The sequence below is a fragment of the Paenibacillus beijingensis genome, assembly GCF_000961095.1.
Classification (GTDB): domain Bacteria; phylum Bacillota; class Bacilli; order Paenibacillales; family Paenibacillaceae; genus Paenibacillus_O; species Paenibacillus_O beijingensis.
Genome location: NZ_CP011058.1, coordinates 1974140 through 1992098, shown reverse-complemented (window position 1 = coordinate 1992098; position 17959 = coordinate 1974140). Strand labels below are relative to the sequence as shown.

The 17959-nt window shown below is 56.0% G+C and carries 11 protein-coding genes; 8 read left to right on the top strand and 3 right to left on the bottom strand.

The window, feature by feature from the left end:
- Positions 1-114 precede the first annotated feature (114 nt).
- The 3 genes from VN24_RS08850 (at position 115) to VN24_RS08835 (ending at position 5867) form a co-directional block, all read left to right on the top strand.
- Positions 115-2667, top strand: coding sequence for a tetratricopeptide repeat protein (locus VN24_RS08850; protein ID WP_045670100.1), 2553 nt, complete (start codon positions 115-117; stop codon positions 2665-2667).
- Between the two features lie 361 nt (positions 2668-3028).
- Complete coding sequence (locus VN24_RS08845; RefSeq protein WP_045670099.1) at positions 3029-3850, top strand: hypothetical protein; 822 nt, start codon at positions 3029-3031, stop codon at positions 3848-3850.
- A 250-nt stretch (positions 3851-4100) separates the two neighbouring features.
- Positions 4101-5867 carry a sensor histidine kinase gene (locus tag VN24_RS08835; RefSeq protein WP_045670097.1) on the top strand — a complete coding sequence of 589 codons (1767 nt, stop codon included), beginning with the start codon at positions 4101-4103 and terminating at the stop codon, positions 5865-5867.
- A gap of 76 nt (positions 5868-5943) precedes the next feature.
- Here the strand turns inward: VN24_RS08835 and VN24_RS08830 are convergent, their stop codons facing one another.
- A complete protein-coding gene (locus tag VN24_RS08830; RefSeq protein ID WP_045670096.1) occupies positions 5944-7413 on the bottom strand; it encodes an alpha-amylase in 1470 nt (489 codons plus the stop codon).
- A gap of 262 nt (positions 7414-7675) precedes the next feature.
- Positions 7676-8185 (bottom strand): cupin domain-containing protein, encoded by a 510-nt coding sequence (locus VN24_RS08825; protein ID WP_045670095.1) that lies wholly within the window; start codon positions 8183-8185, stop codon positions 7676-7678.
- A 542-nt stretch (positions 8186-8727) separates the two neighbouring features.
- Here VN24_RS08825 and VN24_RS08820 point away from each other — a divergent pair.
- The 5 genes from VN24_RS08820 to VN24_RS08800 all read left to right on the top strand — a co-directional run bounded on the left by VN24_RS08820 (position 8728) and on the right by VN24_RS08800 (position 16610).
- Positions 8728-9651, top strand: coding sequence for a hypothetical protein (locus VN24_RS08820; protein WP_052702866.1), 924 nt, complete (start codon positions 8728-8730; stop codon positions 9649-9651).
- Between the two features lie 199 nt (positions 9652-9850).
- Positions 9851-10435: a glycerol-3-phosphate responsive antiterminator gene (locus VN24_RS08815; RefSeq protein ID WP_045670094.1), complete on the top strand. Its 585-nt coding sequence runs from the start codon at positions 9851-9853 to the stop codon at positions 10433-10435.
- A 218-nt stretch (positions 10436-10653) separates the two neighbouring features.
- A complete protein-coding gene (gene glpK, locus VN24_RS08810; protein WP_045670093.1) occupies positions 10654-12144 on the top strand; it encodes a glycerol kinase GlpK in 1491 nt (496 codons plus the stop codon).
- A 278-nt stretch (positions 12145-12422) separates the two neighbouring features.
- The gene (locus VN24_RS08805; protein WP_045670092.1) at positions 12423-14126 is read left to right on the top strand and encodes a glycerol-3-phosphate dehydrogenase/oxidase; all 1704 of its coding nucleotides are present in this window, start codon (positions 12423-12425) and stop codon (positions 14124-14126) included.
- Positions 14127-14216: 90 nt separating this feature from the next.
- Positions 14217-16610 (top strand): ATP-dependent DNA helicase, encoded by a 2394-nt coding sequence (locus tag VN24_RS08800; protein ID WP_045670091.1) that lies wholly within the window; start codon positions 14217-14219, stop codon positions 16608-16610.
- A 443-nt stretch (positions 16611-17053) separates the two neighbouring features.
- Here the strand turns inward: VN24_RS08800 and VN24_RS08795 are convergent, their stop codons facing one another.
- Positions 17054-17773 carry a 3-ketoacyl-ACP reductase gene (locus tag VN24_RS08795; protein ID WP_045670090.1) on the bottom strand — a complete coding sequence of 240 codons (720 nt, stop codon included), beginning with the start codon at positions 17771-17773 and terminating at the stop codon, positions 17054-17056.
- Between the last annotated feature and the right edge of the window lie 186 nt (positions 17774-17959).

The window sequence follows — 17959 nt, the reverse complement described above, 5'->3', positions numbered from 1 at the left end:
GACCTGACGTTATATATCTTTTTGGAATGTTCAAAAGTACAGCGGCAGTGTATCTTTTCGGCATCTTAGTCGAATTAATATGAGAGATATCCCAGCGATCGGGAGGTGTACATATTGGCTGAACTGGAAGACCAGGAAGCGTTTGCCGAACTGTTAACCCGGGGGGTTACGGCCTTGAAGCAGCACCCCGACTATATAACGAAGCGGAAGAAGAGAGAAGCTCTTCCATCGGGACGCTCCTTTTCGGAATCGTATTTGGATAAAATCGCGATGCAGCTCGGCATCTCGTCCAATACCATCAAGAGCTGGATGGGACAAATGGGCGTCAAATACATTCCGGGAAGGATCGAGGACAGCAAGCTGTTTGGAATCGTGTGGCTCATTATTGAAAAAAGCGGCATGGATGCGAAGTGGTTCACCGAGCTGCTGCGGACGACTTCGATGCCGGTTCTCGAGCCGCCGCTGCCCGTCTGGGTCGCATCCTGTCTGCGCAAAGCAAAGATTTCAAGGCAGGACGACCTGTTTGGGGCACCGCCGGATGAGGCGATCGAGCGGGTCACCCGGCGGTTATTTGCGGCAAACAGCGGTGTTCAGGCAGCCGCACACCTGAACCCGGCCCGTACATCCAATCATAATTTGCCCGCACGCTGGACGAACGCTTTTATCGGACGGAAGCTTGATTTGCAGGCGATTCTGCAGTGGCTGCAGTCGCCGCAGCCGGTCTGCCTGATCACTGGATGGGGAGGCATGGGGAAAACGACGCTTTCACTTGAAGCCGCTTACGCATGTGTGGGACAGCCTCAAGGGGAGGCGGCATCTTCGGGCCTATGCTGGCCTGAGCTTGAATGCGTCATTTGGGTCAGCGCGGAGCTGAAAAGCGTAAGCTTCGGCGATTTTCTCGATACGATCGCATATCAGCTCGGACGTGTGGAGCTGCTGGACAAATCCGTTCATGAAAAACGTTTTGTCGTCCGCAACGCGCTCGCGGCTTTTTCGGCAGAGACGCCAGTGCTTCTCATCATTGACAGTATCGATACCGCTGAACCGCTGATTCATGAATTTGTCGTCAATCTGCCTCAGGGCGTCAAAGCGCTGCTGACTGCCCGGGACAATCCGAAACAGATCGCGGCGCTGGCTATTCGAGAGATCCAAACGCTGCATCTTGACGGTCTGGAGCAACTGGAGGCGCTGGAGTATTTAAAAAAGGAAGCGCTGCATCAAATGCGCCGTGTCCACGCTGCACAGAAGAAGGAACAATTGGCAAGGTTGCTTGCGGAACAGGACGAAGCGCTTGAACAGTTGATTTCGGCAGCCGCAGGCAATCCGAAGGCGCTGACGCTTAGCGTCGGTTATATCGCCGTGCATGAAGTTCCCGTGGGGAAGCTTATTCGCGGGCTGAGGGAGGCGGCTCATTCACTCTCAGCTTTGTTTGAATACCTGTTTGGCCGTGCCTGGGAAAGCTGCACCGAAGACGCGCGCCGCTTGTGGCAGACGCTTTGCCTATTCGGCAGACCGCCGGGGGAGGAAGCCTGGGCGGCAGCGGCTGGACTGGATGAAAAGCGCTTCTATTCGGCGCTCGAGCAGCTTATCGGGCTTGGACTGGCCGAAGCGGAGCGGAGCGGAGATCGAGTGGGCTACCGGGCGCACCAAACCGTCGTGGCCTACGGGGAGCATCATTTGACTGACAATCCCGGGCTGGAGTCGGAAGCGCGTTTGCGATGGAGCAGCTATTATCTCGATTTCTGGGATGCGCAAATCAAGCGGTCCAAGCCGGACGAAATGTACTGGAACTATCTGCTTGGACGAGATTTGGACAACGTAAAGCATGAGTGGCCCAATTTATTAAAACTGCTGCGGTGGGCGGCGGGCAACGGGGAGTCCGAGCTGCTGATTGCGTTGATGCTGCGCGTAAGCCATTTTTTAAGCCGGATCAACCTGCAGCTGCGCATCGACTACGGCCATCAAGCCGCCGATGCCGCCGCCCATATCGGACGGTCCGATCTGGAAGCTTTGTTTCGAATCGATACGATTGGCTGGGCGCGGATGGAGACCGGGAATCTGGAAGAGGGTATCCGGGAAATCGAAGAGGGTTTGCAACTGTTGAAGCGGCTTGATCCTGAAGATACCACCGTCCGTAATTTGAACATATTGGGAAAGTCCTTCAAGTCGAAATATTATCTGAAAATCCATCAGCCGGACGAAGCGGCCGCGATCCTGCAGCAAATCGCTTCCCAGCATTGCTCACCGGTCATTAAGCACCGCGTGCTGCTTCTTCAAGGAGATCTGCATTTGCTGCGGGGCAATTACCGCGAGGCCGTAGACGATTACGAGCAGGCAAACGAGCTGAGCGCTTCCTACGGCGGAGAGAAAACGATTGAGGCGTACTTTAACCTGGGAGTCGCTTATTTAAGGCTTGGCGAGCTGAGGCAGGCGGAAGCGGCATTCGAGAACTTGCTGTATCACAAATCGAAAGCCAATCAGATTGAGCTGATTTATTACCGGTACGGGAACGCTCAATTGTCCTGGTGCAAAGGCGAATACGAGACGGCGCTCCGGCTGACGCGGGAGGCGCTTGCAATTATCTATTCTTGGGAAAGAACGTTCGGGCTCGAACATGAAGTGCAGCAATTTTATGACCGGATTGCCGCACAGAAAGCGGAGACTTGATCGGGGGGCTTGTCATCATTACTCGCAGCATGTCTGAAAAAGGCCAATTTCCGATTAAGAACCGCACCCAAACGTAATTCTTGGTGTTTCTTAGTATTACTTAAAGTTACTTAGCATGTCCGAATGGGGCTTCCAGCCTCAAAAAAATGCGAACGTTATGCGAACAAAAATAGCTTGACACCTTTGGAACGGCTCAGGTATAGTTTACACATCGAACATACGATCCTTGCGTGGAAGCACCCGTAAGATAAGGCTGGCTGCAGCCTTTCTTGCCGGTGCTTTTTTTGTTTGTCGCTTTAGAACGCCGGTTTTTTGCCGCTGCCTGACTGCAGGCGGATTATACGAAAGGGAGGAACAAACGATGTCCGATTGGATGAAAAAGGCGGTCCTGCGGCTTTCCGTGCTTACCCTTATGATGCTGGCAGCAGCTCCTGCCGCGGCGGAGGCCGCTTCCGTCACGTTGAGCGTTTCCGCCAAAAACGCGCTGGACAAAACGATCGCGGAAGCGGACGAGCCGTTAAAGAGCAAGCTGGCTGCGCAGTACGGCGATCTGCTCGCCATGCAGAAGCAGGAAGAAAATCTGGATAGGATGATCGAGGCCGCACATTACAAGAATGAAGAGGATCTGATTGCGCTGCGTGCGGCAATCAAGGCGATCGACGCCGCCAAACTTGAAGCGCTGCAGCTGCAGGTTGCGCGCGTCAAGGAGCGGTACAAGCCGCTGCTGGACCTTTACAGCTCGCTTAACCGGCAAATATCGGCCGCCCGTTCGGTCGGTGGCAAAGAAATTGCCGCCTTGCTTCGCGCCGAGGCGGAAGGCGTAAAACCTGCCGTGCAGCTCGCCCGTCTGGATATCCGGAACAAGGAAGCTGCCCTCAAAACGGCTAAAGCGAACACGGACAAGACCGTCCGGCAAATCCGCGGCACGCTGTCCGGGATCGATACCATTAATGTGAAGATCAGGGCGGACAAAAGCGCGGCAGCCGCATTAAAGAAGTCGGCCGCGTCCGTCTCCTCCTCCTTAAGCCGGACCCTTAAAATAAGTGACGCCAAAACGGCCGTGGGTACGCTGTCCAGCCTTGCTGCGCTCGCCGGGCAAATCGTTGAAAAGAAAGAAAGGCTGCTCAGGCGGGAAAACGAGATCGGCGGCATCATCCGTCAAGCGAAAGCTCAAATACCGTGAATACCGAAACGGTCCGATTTCAGATTTAGGTTTTTTTTACACTTCCTCAAACATGACCTGTGTTATGATAACGTTAAGGCCGCGACATGTTTCAAAAGCGAGCTGCTTTGAGTTGTCATCCAGGAGGAAGAAACATGGCATGGAACCGAACACCATTGATACATCAACAGCTTTCCGGGCTTGAATCCGCTGGATGGATCCGAACCTTTCCTGCGGCGGTCTGGATCCGCCTTCAAAGGAGGCGGATGGCATGAATTTTCGCATCTATCTGTTCGCACTGCTGCTTCTGGCTGGTTATGTCATGCTGTATATCGGATATTTATCCTGGAAAAAACGTGCGGTCCCTGCGGCCGCAAGCTGCGCGCTGATGATGTTGGCCGCTTCCTTGTACGCGTTCGGATACGCTTTTGTCATTATGAGCGAGACGTTTCGCGAAGCTTACTTCTGGCTGCGTGTGGAATATGTAGGTCTGACGTTCGGATCGACGTTGTGGCTGATTATGGTTCTTCACTATACCGGCCGGGGAGCGATGCTGCGGCGATGGGTTATCGCGGCGCTGCTCACGGTGCCGCTGTTGACGCTGGTTCTGCACTATACGAACGATGTGCATCATCTGTTCTACCGCAGCATTGAATTGGATGCGGACAATGGGGTCGCATCGTTTGTGACCGTGAAAGGACCGTGGTACTTCGTCCATATTACGTTCGCATACGCCGAGTTTTTGGCGGGGATGGGGCTGTTTCTTAGGATGTACGTCAAGTCCGGCCCTATCGTCCGCAAGCAGATTGCGCTGCTCATGATCGGGGCGGTAACCCCCTATGTTCTCAACATGATATATTTGACAACCGGCAGCTTCGGCACAAACATCGATCTTGGCCCTCTCGGGTTTACATGGACGGGATTTTTCTACATATGGGGCATTTACCGGTTTAATATGCTCCGGTTGACGACGCTTGAGCTGGCCAAGGTGGTGGAGTCCATGCGGGACGGCGTCATTTTGCTCGACCGTTACGAACACGTTTTAAGCTTCAACAAGGCCGCCGCCAGAGTGATTGAAGGGCTGGAAGAGCGGACGGCGATCGGTATTCCGGCAGCCCGGACGTTTGCGCGCTATCCGGAGCTTACGGCCCGGATGTCGCAGCAAGAAAACACGGATCATCCCATTCAGCTTGAAGCCAGCGGCAAGCGGCGCTTCTTTGATGTCCGTTTGACGGACATTAGCGGTGCAGGAGGGGAGCGGCTGGGACGGATGTTAATTTTGAGCGATGTCACCGAGACGATCGAAAACCGCGACAAGCTGATTATAAGTGCCAGAAAGCTGAAGGAGCTTAATGATTTCAAGGACAGGCTGTTCAGTGTAGTGGCTCACGATATCCGGGATCCGCTGGCGGTGCTGATCAATTTGACGGAGTTTCTGGAGGAGGGTTCATTCATCTTCGCCGGCAGCCGCGAACAGCTGATCCGGGAAATCGGGGAGCAGGCAAGGAATACCTTTCTGCTGGCGGAAAGCTTGCTGGAATGGGTCCGCACACAGCGCGACGGCATGATCGTCAGTCCTTCGAACCTGGAATTGGCGCGGGAGGTCGAGGATACGCTCGCCCTGTTCCGCATCCGGCTGGGCGCCAAAGGAGTCGTGATCGACAATGCGATTGCGAAGGGCACTTATATTTTGGCGGATAAGGAAATGCTCGGTATGGCGCTGCGCAATTTGCTTTCCAACGCGGTCAAATTTACGGAAGCCGGAGGAAGCATTCGGATCAGCGCTCATGCGACGGCAAGCAGCGTCATATTTGCGGTCAGCGATACCGGGGTTGGGATGACGGCCGAGAAAGCCGAGACGCTGTTTTCGAAGCCCGTCTCGGCTTCCGGGACGGAGGGCGAGAAAGGAGTCGGTCTTGGACTGCTGCTGTGCAGGGAATTTGTGCGTCTGAACGACGGGGAGATCTGGTTTGAGAGCATGCCCGGAAACGGCAGCACGTTTTATGTTTCCGTACCGGCCGGTCAAGCGGGTGCGTAGGTTTGCTTGGACAGCAGAATTCGTATCGCGCGCGGTCTGCGCAGGAAATAGCGCAAGGAGGCCCATGCGCAGCCGGTTATCCCGTCACATCAAACTCAGGAAGCGCCCAGACCGATACGCTGCCGCTTTGAACCGGAAAAGAGGCGAAACCGTCTTCTCCGATCGTGATCCGCTCTTTCCTTGTTTGCGTCAGGTCGACCCAAACTTCTCCGGCCCGCTCCTTGCCGACAAACATCCGCTTCTCTCCGTCGTCGCCGTTAGAGATGACGACCGCGCAGCCGGAACGCTCGAATTCGGGAACGCCGCGACGCACCCATCCGATGATATTGGCATGATCGAAGTAATCTTCCTGCTCACCGTATGCCTTATAATAGCGAGCATACAAGAGCGGGTCGATCGCCGCTTTTTTGCCTTCGATTGGCTCTTTTCCGCCGATACCGTAATAATCGCCGTAAAACACGACCGGATAGCCGTCCTTGCGGAGCAGAATAAGCGCGTAAGCGGACTGCTTAAACCAGTCCTCCACCCAAGATTCCAGCGCCTCTCCCGGCTGTGTATCGTGGTTATCGACAATGGTTACTGCCTGCAGGGGGCGCTCTTTCACGAGCGTACCGTCAAAGATCGTCGACAGGTTAAATTCTCTTCCGGCCCGGGAAACGGCCTGGAACTTGTAATGAAGCGGCACGTCGAAAATATCGATGACGCTGTCGATGTCATCCAGGAAATTCAACGAGTCCGGCAGCTCGGAATTCCAGAATTCACCGACTATGTAGAACCCGTCTCCGCGCTCTTTCTTCACTTCATCCGCAAACGAGCGGATGAAGTTATAGTCGATATGTTTGATGGCGTCAAGACGGAAGCCGTCGCAGCTTAACGTTTCGGCGATCCATTTTCCCCATTTGATCATTTCGTCGCGGACTTCGGGATGGTTATAATCGATATTGGCAAACATGAGGTAATCGTAATTGCCGAACCGGTCATCCACATTTTCGTTCCACTGTTTGTTATCGCCAATAATGCGATAAATGCCCATCCGCTCTTTTCCGGCATCATAATCGGTACCGTTGAAATGCTCGAAGTTCCATTTAAAGGACGAGTAAGCGTCTCCCCGACCCGGAAAGGTGAATTTGGTCCAGCCTTCAATTTCGATCGGCTCCGATATTTCCTCGGTCCGGTTTTCCCCGTTCACTTCAATAACATGGAACGTTTCCGTTTCATCCGCGCCCGCTTTGTGGTTCATAACCAGATCCACATAAACGGCGATGCCATGCTCGTGACAGACGTTGATCGCTTCGATCAGCTCCTGCTTGGTGCCGTACTTGGTACGGACCGCGCCTTTCTGATCGAATTCGCCCAAATCGTACAGGTCATAAATGCCGTACCCGTTGTCGTCTGTCGATTGGCTCTTGGTGACGGGAGGGATCCATACGGAATCGATGCCGCGCTGCTTCAGCTCAGGTGCCCGTTCTTTCAGACGGTTCCAGTGGTTGCCGTCCGCTTCCACATACCATTCAAAAAATTGCATCATCGTATGGTTTCTTTCCATCCTTGGCATCCGCTCCTTTTACTAACTACCTTAACCGGAATGGGAGAGCGGCTAAACGGGCGTATAATTTGCGAAAAAAGTGCGGTTAAAAGGCAGTGAAAGCATCTCATTCCGGTTCAAAGCAGGCGCTCCGTTTATGGTTATCTTGTCCACTCTATCGGAAAAAAATAAGTATGGAGCGAGAATGCCGGCAACGATTTACTAGATTTGTTCGGTCCTTAAGCACAGATTGCTGCCGAACACCCGGGCATCTTGCGCCTGCTTACCGCTTCCAAATGTTAAGTAGCGGTCCGTCCTCGCCATATAAAGGATCCGTCTCCGGAAGCGGAACGCGGGCGATTTCTTCAAGGGCGCGGGGACGCTCGCCGGCTGCTCCCGTGTTCAGATTGTAGTCCATTCCGTCCGGATAAGCGCCCGCAACGCTGAAATCCACGCTGGAGGTGAGCCGCTTGTGCCCCGTTCCGGCAGGCAGCACGAGGACATCGCCTCCATGAACCCCGATTTTCTCCCCCTCGTCACCGCCAAGCTGAAGAACGGCCGATCCGCTGACGACGCCGAGCACCTCGTGCGCGTTGCTGTGATAATGGTGGTAGCCGAATACGCCGTTGATCCAGCTGTTGCGCCAGTTGTTGCGGTTAAAGACAGACTCCATTTCGCCCGGTCTCTCCGCCATCGCTCCGATATAGACGACGACCGGCAGCTGCGGATTATTAGGTATGACATCGTCATCCTCGAATCGATATGTGCGGATCTCAGGCATCGGTTTTTCCATTTTGCATAGCTCCTTTCTTTATTTGATTCATTTCCGGCATGCATTGGCATGCATTGCAGCGTGCCGATTCATTATTACCCGGAAAGCCGCTTTCCCCACGCAGCTTGCAGCAGCTCTGCCCTGAAGACGCTTAAAAGAATGCGGCTGTGAGACGTTAAAATGCTGCAACTTGAAAAGTTGGAAACTTTACCTGGAAAATTGATCGACGGGAGGAGATCCAGGGTTCAGTGTAAGGCGAACATAACGGATTGAAGCGACGGGAACAAGGTGATTGATGGTGTAATTCGGGAGTTCTGCCCGCGTAGGAATCGAAACGAAGATACCGAGCTGCTGCCAGTCAGATGGTTTGGGTACTCTTGGGGCATTCGCATTTCTTGTGTGAAAATATGCAAAAAAATTATTCGGCAAGGACGGGCGTCCCTAAGAAATTCGGCGCGGCACATCCGTTGGAAAATGTTTAAATCTGCAACCTTCGACGTTAATTTTCGTCTGGAACAATACAAAAAGCAACTATCAGGAAACGAAAACAGGAGGGATTTGACATGAAAATATGGAAAAAAACCGCCGGTGCGGTTTTGGCACTAACTATCGCTCTGCAAGGAGGCGCCGCTTTCCAGAGCGCCCATGCGGCCGCTGCCGCGGCGTCCGTGACGGCGCAATCGCCACAATCGGTCTATAACGAATTCGAACGATTGGTGAAAAGTCCTTCGACGCTCGGCCGGGCGGTCAGCTACCTGATCAATCATATTGACGAGGTGACCGCTTACCAGGCAACGGTCATGACGCTGCACCTGGAGAATGCCCAGAAGCTCTATATTAACAAGCTTGCCGAACGCTTCTATGCAGGAAAGATTCAGATGAACATCGACGCCGCTTACCGCGCCAAAGGGGGTACGTACTCTGGCCTGCTCAGCGCCGTCAAAGATTCCGCGACCCGCAAAGTATTGACCGATGCCCGGGATACGGGCTTCAAGGTTGAAACGTCCGAGGGCATGTATTATCCGGAAATCAACTATGCCGTTTACCAATCGTTCAAAGCGTATGTTACGAAAGATATTCAGGCTTATATTACGATCATGACGGCGGAATCCAATAAACGCGCGTTGAACGATGCCGCAATCGTGGTCGGCTGGGACGAGATCGCAAAGCGCGCGCTGAGGCAGGAAGCGTTTCTGTACAGCTACCCTTCCTCCAACCGGAAGGCGGCCGTGCTGAATCTTTACAGAAACTATAAGATGACGGTGTTTTACGGGTCCAACAATACGCCGCTGTTCGACTACGATACGCTGAAATTCAAAGCCGAAGCGCTGACGGCCTACAAGGCAATCCTGGACGACAAGAACATTCCGAACACCGGACTTAAGCAAAAGCTGCAGCTGTTCGTCGATGTTGTCGAGAAAAACAACGGAAAGAGAACAGCCGAAGTGGACGGGTGGCTGAAAGAGCAGGTTGCGGTTTCGAGCTAGGCAAGGTTTGCCACCGGTAAATAAAAAGGATGGGACACTTCCGCTGCGTCCACAATTGGCGCGCTGCGGAAGTGTCTTTTTGGTAGCGGCTCGACGGGTTGTCTTCCTGCAATATTCCTTTGTGCGCCTTGACTTCAAACACATCCGCAAGCGATGATGAATGCACCGGGCATGAGACTTGCGGAAAGGGGAGCGGAGGATGACGGAATTCAGCGGGCAGCGGATTTTGCCTGCAGTCAAGACGGTGAAGCAGTTCGAAAAGCTGCTCGGCAGCCGGTATGAATACGGCGTATTTCTCGATACGCACATTGCCCAACTGAAGAACCTGTACGCCATGGCAGCCGCGAAGGGCAAAAAAATGTTTTTGCATGCCGACCTTGTGCAGGGGCTGAAATCGGACGAATACGGCACCGAGTATTTGTGCCAGGAAATCAGGCCTTACGGCATCATATCGACCAAGTCGGGCGTCATCCAGAAAGCCCGGCAAAAAGGGGTGCTGGCGATTCAGCGCATTTTTTTGCTTGATACGATGGCGCTGGAAAAAAGCTACGCGCTGCTCGAGAAAACAAAGCCGGATTATATCGAGGTGCTGCCAGGGGCTCTGCCGGACATGATCGGCGAAGTGAAGGCGCGGTCGGGTTTGCCGGTATTTGCCGGAGGCTTGATCCGGACGGTCCGCGATGTGGACAATGCGATTAATGCGGGCGCTGCGGCTGTCACCACCTCCAATGAAGAGCTGTTCAAGATTTACGCCGGCGGCGCCGGACGCGGGACGCAGCAGTAGCGGCAGCAGCCAAGCACCCGATTGCGCTGTCCGCAGGCGCATTTTTCACTCGTGTTGACATCGCTTTCATGCTGTTCTATGATGGAATAAAGTTCATACCTGTGACGGAGAATGGAGAGCTGCATCAATGTTCCTCTGCCTTGCGCGGAGGGTGTTGCTGCGGCTCTTTTGTCTTTCTTCGCGGCATCGCCATATCGTAACGAGGGGGAGAAGTCACGGTGGACCGCTATATATTGGCATTGGATCAGGGGACGACGAGCTCCCGGGCGGTATTGTTCAACCGGCAGGCGGAGGCGGTGTTCACCGCTCAAAAAGAATTTCCGCAATATTTTCCGCAGCCGGGATGGGTCGAGCAAAATGCGGATGAAATTTGGAGCTCCATTCTGAGTGTCATCGCCTCATGCCTGTCGGAATCGGGTGTGGAGCCGCAGCAAATCGCCGGCATCGGCATTACGAACCAGCGCGAAACGACGGTCGTCTGGGACAAAACGACGGGCCGTCCCGTCTACAACGCGATCGTATGGCAATCCCGGCAGACGTTCGATATATGCGAGGAGCTCAAGTCTCAAGGGCTGGGCGATTTATTCCGCTCCAAAACGGGGCTGCTGATCGATTCTTATTTTTCCGGCACGAAAGTGAAGTGGATTCTCGATCACGTCGACGGCGCGCGGGAAAAAGCGGAGCGCGGCGACCTGCTGTTCGGCACGATCGACAGCTGGCTCATCTGGAAGCTGTCCGGCGGCAGCGTGCACGTCACCGATTATTCCAACGCGTCCCGGACGCTCATGTACAACATTTACGATTTGTGTTGGGATGACGAGCTGCTTGCCCTGCTCGGCGTTCCGAAAACGATGCTGCCCGAGGTCCGCCCGTCGTCCGGCGTTTACGGCAGGACGGTAGACTATCACTTTTTCGGCTGCGGGGTGCCGATCGCCGGGGCTGCGGGCGACCAGCAAGCCGCACTGTTCGGTCAGAACTGCTGCGAGCGGGGCATGGTCAAAAACACGTACGGAACAGGCTGCTTCATGCTGATGAATACAGGCATGAAGCCGGTCCAATCGGGACACGGTCTTATCACGACGATCGCCTGGGGCCTCCAAGGGAACGTGTCTTACGCGCTCGAAGGCAGCGTGTTCGTGGCGGGAGCGGCGATCCAGTGGCTCCGCGACGGACTGCGGCTGCTCCACGATTCGGCGTCCAGCGAGACGTACGCCTCGCGGGTCGATTCGACGGACGGCGTCTACGTCGTCCCCGCCTTCGTCGGGCTCGGAAGCCCGTATTGGGACAGCGAGGTGCGCGGCGCGATGTTCGGGCTGACGCGCGGCACAAGCAAGGAGCACGTCGTGCGGGCGACGCTCGAGTCGCTCGCCTACCAGACGCGCGACGTGCTGGAGGCGATGGCGCAGGACGCCGGTTTCAACATTCCGAAGCTGCGTGTCGATGGAGGCGCGGCCCGCAACAACTTTCTGCTGTCGTTTCAGGCCGACATCGCCGGCTTGCCGGTCGAACGTCCGGCGAGCATCGAGACGACGGCGCTCGGAGCAGCCTATTTAGCGGGCCTGGCCGTCGGCTTTTGGCAGGATACGAACGAGATTGCGGGGCTCAATCCGGCCGAGCGGACATTCCTTCCTTCGATGCCGGAAGAGCGCCGGGAAGAGCTCTACCGCGGCTGGCAAAAGGCGGTTCGGGCGGCGATCGCATTTAAATAGGCGAAGAGACGGCTTCTGTGGCCGTGATGAATATGCTACACTAATGACAAGTTCATAACCCGGTCCGGAGATGACGAGAGACTGTGAGGGCACGGCTGCCGCAACGAAACATGCGGAGGCCGCGCCGCTTGCGGTCTCTTTTTTTAAAAGATCTGAAAGTATAAGTTTCACGCCTATGCTTTCTTATCTTTCACCGCGAAACGTATGGCCGCCCGTTAAGACGGCGACAGCCGTTTCTGCTTGCGTGTTGCCGGATTGCGGTCTGAGGGGGAGTGGAAATGAGATCACGGTTCTCCGCTATGGAGCGGGAAAAATGCATCAAGGAACTGCAAGAGGAACTGCTCGACGTGCTCGTCATCGGCGGGGGCATTACCGGCGCGGGCATCGCCCTGGACGCGGCGGCGCGGGGGATGAAGGTAGCGGCTGTCGAGATGCAGGATTTTGCGGCGGGCACATCGAGCCGTTCGACGAAGCTGGTGCACGGCGGCCTCCGTTATTTGAAGCAGCTGCAAATCGGCGTCGTGGCCGAAGTCGGCAAGGAGCGGGCGATCGTCTACGAGAACGGCCCGCATGTGACGACGCCGGAGCGGATGCTGCTGCCGATCCACGCGGGCGGGACGTTCGGCACATTTTCCACATCGCTCGGATTGAAGGTATATGACTATTTGGCGGGAGTGAAGCGCGCCGAGCGGCGCGTCATGCTGTCGGCGGAGCAGACGCTGGATAAGGAACCGCTGCTGAAGCGTCCCGGACTGAAGGGCGGCGGCTATTATGTGGAATACCGGACCGACGATGCGCGTCTCACGATCGAGGTGATGAAGGCGGCGGTGAGCCGGGGGGCAATAGCGGTCAATTACGCGATGGTTTCTGAGTTGATCTATAAAAACGGAAAAGCGGCCGGCGCGCGCATCGTCGACCGGCTGAGCGGCAAGGAATACGCGGTGTACGCGCGCTGTGTCGTCAATGCTGCCGGTCCGTGGGTCGACGCGGTCCGGGAGATGGACCGCTCCCGCCAGGGCAAAGTGCTGCAGCTGACGAAGGGCGTGCATCTGGTGTTCGATGCCAGGCGGTTTCCGCTGCGCCAGGCCGTCTATTTCGATACGCCCGACAAAAGGATGGTATTTGCGATTCCGCGCGACGGCAAAACGTATGTCGGCACGACCGACACCGTCTACAAGGAGAATCTGGAGCATCCCCGGATGACGAAGGCGGACCGCGCTTATATTCTGGATGCGGTCAACGGCATGTTTCCCGGGCTGAACCTTGCCGCATCCGATGTGGAATCAAGCTGGGCGGGCGTACGTCCGCTCATCTATGAGGAAGGCAAGGACCCGTCGGAAATATCGCGCAAGGACGAAATTTGGCAGTCCGAATCCGGGCTGCTCACGATCGCGGGCGGGAAGCTGACCGGCTACCGTAAAATGGCGGAGCTGGTAGTGGACAAAGTGGCCGAGAGGCTGCAAAGTCAAGGGTACGGGACGTACCGGCAAAGCCGGACGGCAGCGCTGCCGATTTCCGGCGGCGAAGTAGGCGGCTCCGCCGGTTTCGCGCAGTATGCGGCCGAGAAGACGGCGGAAGGCGAGAAGCGCGGCCTGCCCCTTGAGCTTGCGCGCGCGTGGGTGTTGAGGTACGGTTCCAACGTGAACCGGCTGTTCGAGCTGTACCGAGCGTTCGGCCAGTCGCCCGAAGCGGCTCTGCTGCCGGCTGAAGTGGGTGTGCCGCTCCAGTATGCGATTTTGGAAGAAATGGCGGTGAAGCCGGTCGATTTCTTCATCCGGCGCACAGGGGCGATGTTTTTCGACCGGGCGTGGGTGGAGCAATGGATAAAGCCGGTTACCGAGGCGATGGCGGCGTGCTTGTTCTGGACGAAAGAACAGCAGGAGCGCTATTTGATCGAGCTGGAAGACGAGCTGCGGTACGCGATTGTGCCTGCCGATGAGGTTAACCGCGTCAGCTTGCCGGGGAAGGCAATATCCCATTAAAATAGAAGGAACGAATGTTCGATAACGGCTTGCGTCAAAAAGAGGAAGGCCGCAGCAGATCCGAACAGAAAGGAAAGGGGTGCCGGCGCCGTGGAAACGATACAGATCGCCGTTCGAACGCTTGCGGAATATGCGTACCGCAGCGGCAGCATCGAGTCCGGATTCCGGACGTCCGGCACGCTTACGGCGGGTACGAAAGCCCATCAGGAAATCCAGAAGAGTTATGGCGAGCATGATGAAAAAGAGGTCCTGCTCAAAGCGGAAATACCTTTCGGCGGTGATCTGCTGTTTGCGCTTGAAGGACGGTGCGACGGTCTGCTCACAGAAAATGGGCGGACAGTGATCGACGAAATCAAGTCGACGGCATCTGAGCTCGGCCGAATCGAGGAGAACACGTATCCCGTTCATTGGGGGCAGGCATGCTGCTACGCGTACATGTATATGTTGACCCGTCTCACGCCGGGGCATTGCGAGTTAAACGATGCGGGCTTGATGATCACCGTTCAGCTGACGTATGTACAGGTGAACACGGGAGAGGCGAAGCGGTTTCGCAGGGAGATGGCGTTCGGCGAACTGGAATGTCTCGTTGCGGACATGCTAGCGCGGTATGCGCCGTACACCCGGTTGATGCTGCGGCATAAGGCGGAAAGGGACCGGAGCATCCGCGAGCTGCCGTTTCCGTTCGACGCCTACCGCGAAGGGCAGCGAAAGCTGGCGGCCGCCGTCTACCGTTCCATCGAACGGGGAGAAGGGCTGTTCGCCAAAGCGCCGACCGGCATCGGCAAGACGATGTCGACGCTGTTCCCCGCCGTCAAGGCGATCGGGGCCGGACTGCTGGAGCGAATTTTTTATGCTACTGCGCGCACGACGACCCGGGCGGCTGCGGAGGATGCGCTCGGACGGATGGCGTCGCGCGGGCTGAAGCTGCATGCGGTTACGATTACGGCCAAGGAAAAAATCTGTTTCCGCGAAACGGTCAGCTGCCGCAAGGAGGACTGCGAGTTTGCGGACGGATATTACGACCGGATCAACGAAGCGCTGCTCGATTTGCTCGGGAATGAAACGTTAATGTCCCGCGACGTCGTGGAACGCTACGCCCGCAAGCATCGGGTATGCCCGTTTGAATATTCGATTGATGCCGCTTACGCTGCCGACGCCGTTGTCGGCGACTATAATTACGCCTTCGATCCGCGCGTCTCGCTCAAACGGATGCGGGACGAGCACCGGAAAAAGACGGCTCTGCTCGTCGATGAGGCTCACAACCTGCCCGACCGGGCAAGGGAAATGGTGTCGGCGGGGCTGGACAAAGCCGCTTTTCTCGAATTGCAGCGGGCGTACAAATCGGCCAATCCCGCTTTGGCCTCGGCGGCGAAGGCGGTGAATGCCCGCTTTATCGCGCTGCGCAAACAAAGCGCCGGCGGCGTTTCGGCGGAGTCCGAGGCGCCGCTTGAGCTGCTCGCGCTGGCGGAGGCTTTCGCCTCCGAAGCGGAGCGGGAGCTGGCGGCGCGCGGAGGAGGCGTGGCCGAAGAGCTGCTGCTGGAGACGTATTTTGCGGTGCAGCATTTCATCTCGGTCGGCGCGATGTACGACGAGCGGTACGTAACGTTGACGGAGGTTGCCGGACAGGCGGTTTCCGTGAAGCTGCGCTGTCTGGATCCGTCCGAATTTATCCGGCAGAGCGCCAAAAGCTACCGGTCGCGCATTTTGTTTTCCGCTACGCTGGCGCCGCTCTCGTTTTATATGGACGCGCTCGGGGCCGCCGAGGAGGACCGTTCGCTGACGGTGCCGTCTCCTTATGGACGGGAGCAGCTGCACGTTTGGGTCGCCCCTTTATCCACCCGATACAGCGACCGCGAACGGACTGGCGCATCGCTGACGCGGCTGCTGCGCGTGGTAACGGAGCGGCGGAAGGGCAATTACCTCGTCTTTTTTCCTTCGTATGCCTATATGAACATTATCGCGGAGTCGTTCCGGATGCTGACGGAGGAATCGCCTGGGAATGCTGCGCATGGAAGCATCCTCGTTCAGAGGGCCGATATGACGGAGGAGGAGCGCGATGCGTTTCTCGCTTCGTTCAAGGCGGGAGACGCTTGTGCCCGGGCAACGGAGGAAAAGGCTGACTCGGTCATCGGATTTGCCGTGATGGGCGGGGCGTTCTCGGAAGGAATCGATCTGGTGGGCGACCGATTGAACGGTGTTGTCGTGGTAGGAGTGGGGCTGCCGCAAATAAATGCCGAACGCGATCTGATCAAGGACTACGAAGAGCGCGCGGGAAGAAACGGGTTTGAATATGCGTATGTATACCCCGGCATGAACAAAGTGCTGCAGGCGGGCGGACGGCTCATCCGCTCGGAGCGCGATACCGGTCTGCTTGTACTCGTCGACGACCGGTATTTGCAGCCCCGATATCGGAAGCTGCTGCCGGAGGAATGGCGGGATTTTCGCGTCGTGGAAGGGAAAATCACGGATGGTGTTACTTGGTAACTCTTTGATTGAAGACAAAGAATTATAAAACAATATAAAGTGTTACCTAGTGTTGTGAGGTCTGGTTTCGGCGGAGGGTATGACCTGAAGCGACTGAATCTAAAGCGACTGAATCTAAAGCGACTGAATCTGAAGCGACTGGATCTGAAGCGGCTGGATGGTGTGCGCAGTCAAATCTCAGCGCATTGCGGACTGAGCTTTTAAATCGGATAGTGCCGTAAAGTCGCCTGAAACTGCGAATTAGCCCGGGGGCTGAACCGTTTGCGTGAATCGTAAAACAAGGATGCGCCGCATCCGCAGCAGCGGCCTCCGGCACATCCTTGTTATTTTTTGCTGGACAGGCCGGCAACTTGATGTCCGAAATGTCCCGCTTTTTTCGATTATCCATCAAACGCTTCACGCTGCGGTACAGCGCTGCATGACGGCGGTCGGCCGCATGCTCCTTACTGCGGATTCGTCGTCCAAATGCCTGCCGTTTTCAGCTGGACGCGCTGCGGCAGCTTCAAGGTGAATACGATGAGCTCGGCGACGTCTTCCGGCTGCATCATGCGGTCCTCGTCCCCGATCTTGAGGCCGGCGTTGACGGCCAGATCGGTTGCGGTCGTGCTTGGCGTCAGCGCGGTGACGCGGATGTTGGACTTGCGCACTTCCTGCATGAGCGCTTCGGTCAGGCCCATCACGCCGAATTTGGACGCGTTATAGGCGGAGCCGGTCGCGAAGCCGCGCTCGCCTGCCGTGGAGGAGACGTTAATAATGCTTCCTTCGCCGCGCTCCAGCAAGTGAGGAAGCGTTGCGCGCGTCACATAGTATGTACCCATCAGGTTGACGCGGACAATCCGCTCCCATTCGGCCGGGTCCATTTCGAGCAGCGTGCCGAAAGTTGCGATGCCCGCATTATTGATCAAAATGTCGACAGCGCCAAGCTGCCCGGTCAGCGAGGCGATCGCTTGTCCCACTTGCTCGGCATCCGCTACATCCGCTGTCGCATAGTACGCTTTAATTCCGTAGCTGCTTTGCAGCTCCTGCTGCAGCGCGGCCAGATCCGATTCGCTGCGTGCCAGCAGCCCCAGATTGACGCCTTCCTTCGCAAGCGCGATGGCGGCCGCTTTGCCGATTCCTTTTCCCGCGCCGGTAATAATGGCTGATTTACCTTTTAGTGTCATAAACTTACCGCTCCTTATCCAATGATTTCTTCTCTCTATATAGCTTATACACCCCATATAGTATAACAAACCTCCCTTTTCATCCAAACCGGATGTGGTTGATCATCGTCATTGAATGAATTTAATATTTTAAAAAAGAGGGACGTAAGACCGGCGCGTTGAAATAGTTGAAATAGATGAAACAGA

Coding starts and splice junctions, on each gene's coding strand:
- VN24_RS08795 (WP_045670090.1), bottom strand. CDS start 17,773: ATGACACTAAAAGGTAAATCAGCCATTATTACCGGCGCGGGAAAAGGA.
- VN24_RS08835 (WP_045670097.1), top strand. CDS start 4,101: ATGAATTTTCGCATCTATCTGTTCGCACTGCTGCTTCTGGCTGGTTAT.
- VN24_RS08830 (WP_045670096.1), bottom strand. CDS start 7,413: ATGGAAAGAAACCATACGATGATGCAATTTTTTGAATGGTATGTGGAA.
- VN24_RS08845 (WP_045670099.1), top strand. CDS start 3,029: ATGTCCGATTGGATGAAAAAGGCGGTCCTGCGGCTTTCCGTGCTTACC.
- VN24_RS08805 (WP_045670092.1), top strand. CDS start 12,423: ATGAGATCACGGTTCTCCGCTATGGAGCGGGAAAAATGCATCAAGGAA.
- VN24_RS08820 (WP_052702866.1), top strand. CDS start 8,728: ATGAAAATATGGAAAAAAACCGCCGGTGCGGTTTTGGCACTAACTATC.
- VN24_RS08825 (WP_045670095.1), bottom strand. CDS start 8,185: ATGGAAAAACCGATGCCTGAGATCCGCACATATCGATTCGAGGATGAC.
- VN24_RS08815 (WP_045670094.1), top strand. CDS start 9,851: ATGACGGAATTCAGCGGGCAGCGGATTTTGCCTGCAGTCAAGACGGTG.